General features: G+C 73.4%; 9 protein-coding genes. 3 read left to right on the top strand and 6 right to left on the bottom strand.

Annotated elements, in window-relative coordinates:
• Positions 1-44: 44 nt before the first annotated feature.
• The gene (locus ACFP1Z_RS11360; RefSeq protein WP_390315945.1) at positions 45-1,502 is read right to left on the bottom strand and encodes an alanine/glycine:cation symporter family protein; all 1,458 of its coding nucleotides are present in this window, start codon (positions 1,500-1,502) and stop codon (positions 45-47) included.
• Between the two features lie 248 nt (positions 1,503-1,750).
• Positions 1,751-2,794: an NAD(P)-dependent alcohol dehydrogenase gene (locus tag ACFP1Z_RS11355; protein WP_390315944.1), complete on the bottom strand. Its 1,044-nt coding sequence runs from the start codon at positions 2,792-2,794 to the stop codon at positions 1,751-1,753.
• A 194-nt stretch (positions 2,795-2,988) separates the two neighbouring features.
• On the opposite strand from ACFP1Z_RS11355, the gene ACFP1Z_RS11350 reads away from it, so the two are divergent.
• Together ACFP1Z_RS11350 and ACFP1Z_RS11345 are read left to right on the top strand one after the other, a co-directional pair.
• Positions 2,989-3,810: an SDR family NAD(P)-dependent oxidoreductase gene (locus ACFP1Z_RS11350; protein ID WP_390315942.1), complete on the top strand. Its 822-nt coding sequence runs from the start codon at positions 2,989-2,991 to the stop codon at positions 3,808-3,810.
• Between the two features lie 88 nt (positions 3,811-3,898).
• Positions 3,899-5,203 carry an MFS transporter gene (locus tag ACFP1Z_RS11345; protein ID WP_390315941.1) on the top strand — a complete coding sequence of 435 codons (1,305 nt, stop codon included), beginning with the start codon at positions 3,899-3,901 and terminating at the stop codon, positions 5,201-5,203.
• 27 nt (positions 5,204-5,230) lie between these two features.
• On the opposite strand, the gene ACFP1Z_RS11340 is transcribed toward ACFP1Z_RS11345, so the two are convergent.
• Positions 5,231-6,835: an acetolactate synthase large subunit gene (locus ACFP1Z_RS11340; protein ID WP_390315940.1), complete on the bottom strand. Its 1,605-nt coding sequence runs from the start codon at positions 6,833-6,835 to the stop codon at positions 5,231-5,233.
• Between the two features lie 105 nt (positions 6,836-6,940).
• On the opposite strand from ACFP1Z_RS11340, the gene ACFP1Z_RS11335 reads away from it, so the two are divergent.
• Positions 6,941-8,395, top strand: coding sequence for a glycoside hydrolase family 5 protein (locus ACFP1Z_RS11335; protein WP_390315939.1), 1,455 nt, complete (start codon positions 6,941-6,943; stop codon positions 8,393-8,395).
• Position 8,396: 1 nt separating this feature from the next.
• Here the strand turns inward: ACFP1Z_RS11335 and ACFP1Z_RS11330 are convergent, their stop codons facing one another.
• The 3 genes from ACFP1Z_RS11330 to ACFP1Z_RS11320 all read right to left on the bottom strand — a co-directional run bounded on the left by ACFP1Z_RS11330 (position 8,397) and on the right by ACFP1Z_RS11320 (position 10,412).
• Positions 8,397-8,729 carry a histone-like nucleoid-structuring protein Lsr2 gene (locus ACFP1Z_RS11330; RefSeq protein ID WP_390315938.1) on the bottom strand — a complete coding sequence of 111 codons (333 nt, stop codon included), beginning with the start codon at positions 8,727-8,729 and terminating at the stop codon, positions 8,397-8,399.
• A 301-nt stretch (positions 8,730-9,030) separates the two neighbouring features.
• Entirely contained in the window at positions 9,031-9,561 is a 531-nt protein-coding gene (locus ACFP1Z_RS11325) for a SixA phosphatase family protein (protein WP_390315937.1), read from the bottom strand.
• A complete protein-coding gene (locus ACFP1Z_RS11320) occupies positions 9,558-10,412 on the bottom strand; it encodes a hypothetical protein (protein ID WP_390315935.1) in 855 nt (284 codons plus the stop codon). The genes ACFP1Z_RS11325 and ACFP1Z_RS11320 overlap by 4 nt, the downstream gene beginning before the upstream one ends.
• Positions 10,413-10,558: the final 146 nt, after the last annotated feature.

Raw genomic sequence — 10,558 nt, 5'->3', positions numbered from 1 at the left:
CGCCCGTACGTCCACGGTGGACGTACGGGCGCCGACGCGAGCCCTCAGGCCGGTTCGTGCTCGCGCTCGCGCGCCGCCCGCGGCGGCGCCCAGCACTCCACGCCCTTGAGGTCGGGCATGCGGTCGCGGGTGAAGACGGGGTCCAGGCCCGCCCGCCGCTGGGCGACGTAGTCGTCGAGCAGGCGGAAGGCGATCACGGACAGCGGGATGATCGCGGCGAGGTTGACCAGCGCCATGAAGCCCATGAAGACGTCGGCGAGGTTCCACACCACGGTCACCGAGCCGAGCGCGCCGAGGAAGACGACGGCCAGGACCAGGGCCCGGTAGGCGGGCAGCACCCAGCGCCGCTGCGTCATGAACTCGATGTTGGACTGGCCGTAGTAGTAGTTCCCGATCATGGAGCTGAAGGCCAGCATGAACACCACGAGGGTCAGGACGTGCCCGGCCCAGCCGCCGAGGGTGTCGGTCAGGGCGTTCTGCGTGAGGTCGGCGCCCTGGCGGCCGCCGAGCTCGGGGTTGGTCGTCAGGATGATGAAGGCGGTCATCGAGCAGATCAGCAGGGTGTCGAAGAAGACGCCCAGCGCCTGCACGAGGCCCTGCTTGACCGGGTGGGAGACCTCGGCGGCCGCGCCCGCGTTCGGGGCGGAGCCCAGGCCGGCCTCGTTGGAGAACATGCCGCGCCGGATGCCCTGCTGGATGGCCGCGCCGAGACCGCCGGCGGTCAGCTCCTTGAAGCCGAAGGCGCCGCCGACGATGTCGCCGAGGACGCGCGGCACGTCGCCGAGGTTCAGCAGGACGACGGCGGTGCCGAGCAGCAGGTAGATCACGGCCATGACCGGGACCAGGACGGTGGTCACGGAGCTGATCCGCTTCACACCGCCGAAGACCGCGAGCCCCAGCAGCACCGCCAGCAGCAGGCCGATCAGGGGCGCGGCCCACTGCGAGTCGCCGGTGCCGAAGGAGTTCGTGGCGACCGCGGCGATGGTGTTGGACTGCACGGAGTTGAAGACGAACCCGAAGGTCACGGTGATCGTGACGGCGAAGAGCACGCCGAGCCAGCGCTTGCCGAGGGCGCGCTGCATGTAGTAGGCGGGACCGCCCCGGTAGCTGCCGGAGCCGTCGCCGCTGCGCACCTTGTACAGCTGGGCGAGGGCCGACTCGACGAACGCCGAGGCGCCGCCGATGAGCGCCATGACCCACATCCAGAACACCGCGCCCGCGCCGCCGAGGGTGACGGCGGTGGCGACACCGGCGATATTGCCGGTGCCGACCCGGGCGGCGGCGGAGATCGTGAACGCGCCGAAGGAGGAGACGGGCTTGCGGCCGCCTTCGTCCGGCTGGGCCTTGCCCTTCAGGACGCGCAGCATCTCCGGGAACAGGCGCAGCTGCACGGCCTTGGAGCGGACCGTGAAGTACAGACCCGCGCAGATCACCAGGGGGATCAGCAGATAGGTCCAGAAGACGTCGTTGACGTCCACGACGAGGGTGTCGAACGTGCTCAATGGGCGTCCTTTGCGGGGCGTCCGGAAGGAAAGGGGGGTCGGCCCGGGCGGGGCGTCATCGGCCGCCGGCCGTGGAATTCAAGATTCCGTAAAAGGTTTCGGCAAGTATCGCCCTGATCCGACACTTCGGACCAGAGGCCCACTCGGTGACGAATCGCACACACCCGTCTATGCAGGTCAGGGCGCGATCCGGGGTAGAAGGATCACTTCGTCCCGGGCGGAAGGACCGCGGAAGGACCACCGGAGGATCACTTCAGCGTCGCGATGTCGATCACGAACCGGTACCGCACGTCGGAGGCCGATATCCGCTCGTAGGCGTCGTTGATCCCGGAGGCCGGGATGACCTCGACCTCAGCCCCGAGGCCGCGCGCCGCGCAGAAGTCCAGCATCTCCTGGGTCTCGCGGATACCGCCGATCAGCGAGCCGGCGAGCACCCGCCGGTTGGACAGCAGGGAGAAGACGTCGAGCGAGACCGGCTCGGGGGGAGCCCCGACGTTGACCAGGGCACCGTCCACGCCCAGCAACGACAGCAGCGTGTCGACGTCGGTCGCGGCGCTCACGGTGTTGAGCATGAAGTCGAAGGAGCCCGACAGCTTCCCGAACGTCTCGGGGTCGCTCGTGGCGTAGTAGTGGTCCGCGCCGAGCCGCAGGCCGTCCTCCTGCTTGCGCAGCGACTGCGACAGGACGCTCACCTCGGCGCCCATCGCGTGCGCGAGCTTGACGGCCATGTGCCCGAGCCCGCCGAGGCCGACGACGGCGGCCTGCGTACCGGGGCCGACGGACCAGCGCCGCAGCGGCGAGTACGTCGTGATCCCGGCGCACATCAGCGGGGCGGCCGCGTCGAGCCCGATGCCCTCGGGGATTTTCAGGACGAAGTCCTCGGGCACCACGATGTGCGTGGAGTAGCCGCCCTGGGTGAGCCGGCCGTCCTTGCCGACGGATCCGTAGGTGAGGGTGTTGCCGTCGACGCAGAACTGCTCCTGCCCCTTGCGGCAGTTGACGCATCTGCGGCAGGAGTCGACCATGCAGCCGACACCGGCCCGGTCGCCGACGGCGTGCTCGGTGACCTCGGGGCCGATCTCCCGGACGGTCCCGGCGATCTCGTGGCCGGGGACGACGGGATAGGCGCCGGGGGACCACTCGCCGCGCACGTGGTGGATGTCGGAGTGGCAGATCCCCGTGTACGCGATCTCGATGAGGACGTCGTGCGGCCCGAGGTCGCGGCGCTCGATCGTCATCGGCGAGAGCGGCTCGGTCGCGGACGTCGCGGCATAGGCGTTGACGGTGAGCACGGTGTCTCCAACTGCGTGCGAGCCCGGCAGGACCACGGTCCTGCCCTCACCCCTCCAGGCTGGACCCGACCCCCATGGGTCGCAAACGCCCACTCGTGGTTCAGGTTGATCAAACGGTCCGTTAGGCTCGCAGGACTCGTCCGTACCAGCGTTCACCAACCGTTCAGGAAACCGTTCAAGGAGGCCGAACGACCATGACGGATCAGCGGGTTGTCGTCATCACCGGCGGGGGAACGGGCATCGGCGCCGCCACGGCGCGGCTGCTGCGCGCGGCGGGGCATCACGTCGTCGTCGCGGGGCGGCGGCCGCAGCCGCTGGAGAAGGTGGCGGAGGAGACCGGGGCGCTCGCGCACCCCTGTGACACCGGTGATCCCGACGCCGTGGCCGGTCTCGTCGAGGCCACCGTGTCCGCGTACGGGCGGCTCGACGGACTCGTGCTCAACGCGGCCATCGGCCGGCCCGGAGCCGTGGGCGAGCTGTCCCCGGAGGACTGGGAAGCGGTCATGCGCACCAACCTCACCGGGCCGTTCCTGCTGCAACGTGCCGCGCTCCCGCACCTGTTGGCCGCACGCGGCTCCGTCGTCGCCGTCGCCTCGGTGGCCGCGCTGCGCAACGGCATCGGCAACGCCGCGTACGCCACCTCCAAGGCGGCCCTGCTCCAGTTGTGCCGTTCGCTGGCCGTGGACTACGGGCGGCAGGGCCTGCGCGCCAACATCGTGTGCCCGAGCTGGGTGCGCACCGACATGGCGGACTGGCGCATGGAGCGCTTCGCCGAGGAGGCGGGGCTGGGCGGGGACGGCACCGAGGCCGCCTACGAGCAGGCGACGAGGCTGCTGCCCGCCGGGCGTCCGGGCGAGCCGGAGGAGGTCGCCGAGGCCATCGGCTGGCTGCTCTCCCCGGCCGCGTCCTTCGTCAACGGCGCGGTGCTCACCGTCGACGGGGGTGTGACGGCCGTCGACCCGGGCACGGTCGCCTTCGACTTCCGGATCGAGCCGCGCGAGGGCAGCGCGCGATAGCCCTCGCGCGCTCTCCCGCGAGCCGCGCGCCGTCCGGGCCGGTGCCCGGGGGAAGCTGGGGCCGGTGGCGGTCGAGGTGAGGGCACGCATGGCGGACAGGGCGCGGCGGCGGACGTACGCCGCGCTGCGCGTGCCCAACTTCCGGCTGTTCTTCGCCGGCCAGTCGGTGAGCCTGGTCGGCACGTGGATGCAGATCATCGGCCAGTCCTGGCTCGTGCTGGAGCTCAGCGGCTCGGGCACGGTGCTGGGCGCGGTGACGGCGCTCCAGTTCCTGCCGATGCTGCTGGGCGGTCCGTACGGGGGGCTGCTGGCCGACCGTTCCGACAAGCGGCGGCTGCTGCTGGCGACGCAGAGCACGCTGGCGGTCCTGGCGCTGCTGCTGGGCCTGCTGACGGTCACGCACGCGGTGCGGCTGTGGATGGTGGTGGTCTTCGCGGTCGCGCTGGGTGTGGTCAACGCGGTCGACAGTCCCACGCGGCAGACCTTCGTGCCGGAGATCGTGGGCCCGGGGATGCTGCGCAACGCGGTCAGCCTCAACAGCGTCATGGTCAACGCCGCGCGGACGCTGGGCCCGGCGCTGGCGGGCGTCCTGATCGCGGGTGCCGGGGTGGGGGTGTGCTTCCTGGCCAACGCGGCCAGTTTCGTCGCCGTGTTGCTGGCGCTGTGTCTGATGCGCACGGAGCAGTTGATGCCGACGGTCGCGGTCGTACGGGGGCGCGGTCAGTTGGCGGAGGGACTGCGTTATGTCCGGGGCACGGCCGGGCTGTGGGTGCCGCTGACGATGATGGCGCTGGTGGGCACGCTGGCGTTCGAGTTCCAGGTGGTGCTGCCGCTGCTGGCCCGTGTCACCCTGCACGGGGGTGCGCGCACGTACGGCTTCCTGACGTCCGCGATGGGGCTGGGTGCCGTGGCCGGCGGGCTGACCGTCGCGGCCCGGGGCCGCGTGGGGGTCGTGCCGGCCGCGGTGGCCGCCGCCGGTTTCGGCGCCGCGCTCGTCGTGGCGGCGGCCGTCACTTGGCTTCCCGGCGAGCTGGCCGCGCTCGCGTGCGCGGGTTTCTCCAGTACCGCGTTCCTGGCGACCTGCAACACCACGTTGCAGCTCATCAGCGCACCGGCCTTCCGGGGGCGGGTGATGGCCCTGTGGTCGGTCACGTTCCTGGGCAGCACGCCGGTCGGCGGGCCGGTCGTCGGCGCGGTCGCCCAGCACCTGGGCCCGCGGGCCGGGCTGGCGCTGGGCGCTGCCGCGTGCCTGGCGGCCGCCGCGCTGGGGCTGCTGGCGCTGCCGCTGATTCCCCGGCGGCAGCGGAGGTTCGACAGCGAGAACGGCGAGAACGACGCGCACGACGACGAAGGCGAACGGCCGGTGGGGACGGATCCCAAGGGCGGCCCGTGAGGGCCCCGTGCCGCGTCACCCCGCCCGTCACACCGCGCTCGGCACCACGCAGTCGATCAGGAACGGTCCCGGCTCCGTGAGGGCGCGCCGCAGCAGGGCCGTGAACTCCTCGGCCGTGGTGGCCCGGGCCGCCGGTACGCCCATTCCCTCGGCGAGGGCGACGAAGTCCAGGCGCGGGCTGGACAGGTCCAGCAGGGCGCCGGCGCGGGGCGTGGCCGCGTCGGGGGCGGCCTTGCGGAGTTCGAGGCCGAGGATGGCGTAGGCGGCGTTGTCGAAGACGACGGTGGTGACGTTCAGCTGTTCGCGGGCCTGGGTCCACAGGGCCTGGAGGGTGTACATGGCGCTGCCGTCGGCCTCCAGGCACACGACGGGCCGGTCGGGGCAGGCCACGGCGGCGCCCGTCGCCACGGGCAGGCCCTGGCCGATGGCGCCGCCGGTGAGGGTGAGCCAGTCGTGCCGGGGCGCTCCGGCGGTGGCGGCGTGCAGGTGGAGTCCGGAGGTGTTGGCCTCGTCGACGACGATCGCGGCCTCGGGGAGCAGCGCGCCGATGGCGGCGCCGGCGGTGGCGGCGGTGAGGGGGCCGGTCGGCAGGGTGGGCCGGGCGGGAGCAGGGGGGACGGGCCGGGCGGGAGCAGGGGGGACGGGGACCGGGATGTGCGGGGCGAGGGCGTCGGCCAGGGCTTCGAGGGCCTGCACCGTCGGGCCGTCGAGGGGATGGACCTCGCACCCCTCGGGCACGAGGTCGCTGCTGCGGCCCGGGTAGCCGAAGAACGTGACCGGGGAGGCGGCCCCGGCGAGCACGAGGTGGCGTACGCCCGCGAGCTGGGCGTCGGCCGACTCCGGCAGGTAGGCCAGCCGTTCGGCGACGGGCAGGCCGCCGCCGCGCTCCAGCCGCGCGGGGAAGCTCTCGCACAGCAGCCGGGCCCCGGTCGCGGCGGCGATCCGGGCGGCGGCGCGCAGGCCCCGGGCGCGGGTGGCGGCTCCGCCGAGGAGGATCGCTGCGGGCTCGCCTGAGCCCAGGGCCCGGGCGGCCGCCTCGGCGCCGGCCAGGACGGCGGTCCCGCCCGCGGGCTCCTCGGCCGCGTACGCCGCCGTGGGCGCCGCGGACTCCCAGGTGAGGTCGGCGGGGACGATGAGCGTGGTGACCTGTCCGTCCCGGGCGCGGGCGACGGCCTCGGCGGTTTCCGCGGCGAGGGCCCGCGCGTCGCGGACGCGGCGCACCCAGCCGGAGACCGGGTCCGCGAACCCCTCGATGTCGGACTCCAGCGGGGAGTCGTAGGGCTTGTGGAAGCGGGCGTGGTCGCCGACGACGTTGACGAGGGGGGTACGGGCCCGGCGGGCGTTGTGCAGATTGGCCAGGCCGTTGGCGAGGCCGGGGCCGGTGTGCAGGAGGGTGCAGGCGGGGCGGCCGGTCATCCGCCCGTAGCCGTCGGCCGCGCCCGTGGCCACGCCCTCGAAGAGGCACAGGATGCCCCGCATGCCCGGTTCGTCGTCGAGGGCGGCGACCGCGTACATCTCGGAGGTGCCGGGGTTGGCGAAACAGACGTCGACTCCGGCGCCGACGAGCGCGTGCAGCAGGGTACGGGCGCCGTTGCGCGTGGGGGCCGGGTGGGGGGCTGGTGCGGTGGTCATGGGCCCAGCCCATCAGCGCGGCGCATGGACAACGCACAAGAGAGGCGTACAAGAGCGGCGGCCAAGCACGTGGACTTCGCACGGGGGCGGCGGTATGAACCGCAGATGCCGAAGAGACTTCTGCTGCGCACGGCGGGGATCGCTCTGGCGGCGCTCCTCGCCCTCCTGCCGGGCGCGCCCGGTGCCACCGCCCGTCCGGGCACCGCGGTGCCGCGCCTGACCGACGAGCACGGCCGCGTGCTGACCCTGCACGGCTGGAATCTGGCGGACAAGACCCACCGGGGCGGACAGGCCCTCGCCGTCATCACCGAGCGGCACCTGCGCGACATGGCGCACCGGGGTTTCGACTTCGCCAGGCTGGCGGTCTTCTGGGACGACCTCGAACCGCGTCCGGGCCGCTACGACACGGGATATCTGCGCAAGGTCGAGCGCGTCCTCGACTGGGCGCACCGGTACCGGATCCGGGTGGTGATCGACGCCCACCAGGACGTGTACGGGCCGGCGTTCGGCGGTCACCGGGGCATTCCCGCGTGGGCCACCCGCACCGACGGCCTGCCGTACACCCCGCATCCGGACGACTGGTTCGCCGAGTATTTCGAACCGGCCGTGCAGGCCGCGTTCGAGCATCTCTACCAGGACGCGGATCTGCGGCGCGCGCAGGCCCGTATGTGGCGGGTGCTCGCCGCGCGTTTCGCGGGCCATCCGGCCGTTCTCGGCTACGACCTGATCAATGAGCCGATGGGCAGGCTGCGGCCGGGGGAGGACATCGCGACGGCCGCGCGCCGTATCGAGGCCGCCCAAGTCACCCCGATGTACAACCGGATTGCCGCGGCGATCCGTGAAGTGGACCGCCGGCACTGGCTGTTCGTGGAGCCGACCCCGGCGGTGGGCGAAGGCGTTCCCACGGGCCTCGGCCGGATCGAGGACGCGAGGGTCGTCTACGCGCCGCATCTGTACAACGCGGCCATGGAGGCGGCGGGCGACTACGACCCGTCATCGGGCTGGCTGGAGCGCTACGAGGCGGCCGCCGTGCGCTATCCCCGGGAATTCGGGGTGCCGGTGGTCGTCGGCGAGTGGGGCCCGCGCGACAGTTCCCTGCCGCACATGGGCCGCTTCTACCGGGACGCGCTCGCCCTCCTCGCGCGGTACGCGTCCGGCTGGGCGGGCTGGCAGTGGTGCTACGGGGGCGAGTACTGCGCGTACGAGCGCGACGGCCGGTCCTTCGAGCCGAACAAGGAGCGCACGGCCGTCCCGTACGCCCCGGCGGTGGCGGGGGAGGTGACGTCCGAGACGTACGGCTCCCCCGGCTACCGGCTGTCCTACCGCCCCGGCCGCGCGGGCGGGACCACGGAGCTGTCCCTGCCCCCGGCGCCGCGCGGCTGGACCGTCGCGGTGTCCGGCCCGGCCCGGGCCGATGTCCGCGTGGTGCGGCCGGGAGTACGCGGCACGGTCCGCGTACGGGCCCGGGACGGCGGGCACGGGAGCGTCACCGTGGGCGCGGTGCCCGGCCCGCGCGGGCCGGCCGCGCCCGGCACCGGCCCGTGCGGCCGGTGCCGGTGACTCACGCGTTGGCTTTCTCGTACGCCTCGCGAATGTCGGCGGGGACACGGCCACGGTCATTGACGTTGTAGCCCTGCTCCTTGGCCCACTTGCGGATCCTCGCGGTGTCCTGGCTGCCGGGGGCGGCCGGCCGGACCTTCCCCCGGCCGCCGGACCGGCCACCGGTTTTGCGGCCGCTTTTCACGAACTCCGCGAGCGAATCGCGCAGTTTCTGGGCATTGGCGTCCGTCAGGTCGATCTCGTAGGACTTGCCGTCCAGAGCGAACGTGACCGTCTCGTCCGCCTCGCCTCCGTCGAGGTCGTCGACGAGCAGGACTTGAACCTTCTGTGCCATGGAACTCCTTCCCGAATGCGGGCTCGGTACTGTCGCGGGCTGCGCCGCTGGGCAGAGTGGAACGTCAGCAGAGTAGTGCACCTCGCGGCGGCGAGTTCACCATCGAATTCATCCTCGAATACTCCGCACACATCCGCACACAATGGCCCGGTAATCCCCTTCCGGCGGCCATCGATACCCGTGGAAGAACCGGCTCATCCATCGAGCGCCCCGGCCTTTCGGCCGTGCTTCCGGCGTAAGTTGGCGAAAACGGGACAAGGAGCGCTCCGGTGGCTCCCGACGCGCCCCTCGGGAGCGCCTCTTACGCTTTTCCGCCCCTGGGCACGGCGACGTCGGTCAGCAGTGCCGCGCCGGGCGCCAGGTCCCGCCAGGGGCCGTGCCAGGTCAGGACGGCGATCGCGGCGCTGGGGAACTTCTCCTCGACCTGCCCGCGCGCGCCCGCGAGATCCTCGCCGGCGAGGGCCAGGACGAGCTCCTGGAGGCCCGGGTTGTGGCCGACGCACAGCAACGCCCCGACGTCGTCGGGCACTTCGCGCAGGACGTCGAACAGTTCGGGGAGGGTCGCCCGGTACAGGCGCGGCTCGTACGCCACGGGCGGTACGGCGCCCCCGAGTTCGGGGGCGGCCAGGGCCCAGGTCTGGCGGGTGCGCAGGGAGGTGGAGCACAGCACGCGCTCGGGCAGGCAGTCCGCTGCGCGCAGCCAGCGCCCGGCGGCGGGGGCGTCACGGCGGCCGCGCGGGGCGAGCGGCCGCTCGTGGTCGGCGACGTCCGGTGGCCAGGCGGACTTGGCGTGCCGCAGCACGAACAGCCGTCTGCAGGGCCGGACGGTCACGACCGCGTCCCGGGCGGGGCGGGGCGGCCGGTCTCCCGGCCGATCTCGCGGGCGAGTTCGAGTGCGAGGACGCGGTCGAGGTGTGCGAAGGTCTCGAACTTCGATCCGGCGGGCAGTGCGTCGTCGGCCTCGACGCGGTCGAGGACGGCGAGGACGCCGGGCACGTCGAGATCGTCCTCCAGGCGGGCGAGGGCCTGCCCGAGGTACTCGGCGCACATGGGCTTCGACGGGGCCTGCGCCCAGGCGGCCATCGAGCGCCGCCAGCGCACGATGCTCCGCTCCGCCGTGCCCAGTCCCTCGGGGGTGAGGCTGACGGGCTGCCGGTGGGGGTGGTCGAGCAGGGCGAGCCGCAGGGCCAGCGCGTCGAGTCCGAGCGGGCCGGGGCGCTCGTAGGGGACCACCGTGCCGATCTCGACGAGCAGTCCTCGCGCGACGGCCTCCCGCCGGGTGGTGATGTGGACGTCGGCCGGGCCGCCCAGGGCGGCGCTCACCTCCTCCGGGGTGCCGGCCGCGGCGGGCGGGCGGATGCCGAGGACGGCGGCCTGCGCTTCGAAGGCGTCCCGCTCGGTGTCGCTGCGTCCGGTGGTGACCGGCCAGGTGCAGCCGACGAGGGCCTGCCCGCCGTAGAGTTCCGTCGCCCGGGCGAGGACGTCGGCGACGAGGCGGGCCCGCAGACCGGACGGCTGCTCGGCGCCGTCGTAGGGGGCGTCGACGAGGATGCGCAGCGGGCGCCGGTGCCCGGGCTCCGCTCCGGCCGCCTCACCGGTACGGGCGTCGACGAGGCGCAGCGCGGCGGCACGCTCACGCGGCCGCTGCGTCGGCAGGACACGCAGACCGTCCACTCCGGGCATCTCCGGTGGCCTTTCGGTGTGCGGGGCGGGTACGGGCGGACGCGGCAGGCTTCGCCTCCAGTGTCCTGCGGCGGCGACGGCCCGACAACCGCGGCGGCCGGCCCCGGTGGGCGGCGCTCCCACCGGGGCCCCAAGGCCCGGGTCCT

It is taken from the genome of Streptomyces gamaensis (genome assembly GCF_042656465.1).
Lineage (GTDB): Bacteria > Actinomycetota > Actinomycetes > Streptomycetales > Streptomycetaceae > Streptomyces > Streptomyces gamaensis.
Note: the sequence above shows the minus strand (reverse complement) of the source record. Positions and strands in the feature narration are given on the sequence as shown.

What these genes read in the sequence shown, in the direction of transcription:
- ACFP1Z_RS11340 (WP_390315940.1), bottom strand. Translation starts at nt 6,835, where the DNA reads ATGACCACCGCACCAGCCCCCCACCCGGCCCCCACGCGCAACGGCGCC.
- ACFP1Z_RS11345 (WP_390315941.1), top strand. Translation starts at nt 3,899, where the DNA reads ATGGCGGACAGGGCGCGGCGGCGGACGTACGCCGCGCTGCGCGTGCCC.
- ACFP1Z_RS11330 (WP_390315938.1), bottom strand. Translation starts at nt 8,729, where the DNA reads ATGGCACAGAAGGTTCAAGTCCTGCTCGTCGACGACCTCGACGGAGGC.
- ACFP1Z_RS11320 (WP_390315935.1), bottom strand. Translation starts at nt 10,412, where the DNA reads ATGCCCGGAGTGGACGGTCTGCGTGTCCTGCCGACGCAGCGGCCGCGT.
- ACFP1Z_RS11350 (WP_390315942.1), top strand. Translation starts at nt 2,989, where the DNA reads ATGACGGATCAGCGGGTTGTCGTCATCACCGGCGGGGGAACGGGCATC.
- ACFP1Z_RS11335 (WP_390315939.1), top strand. Translation starts at nt 6,941, where the DNA reads ATGCCGAAGAGACTTCTGCTGCGCACGGCGGGGATCGCTCTGGCGGCG.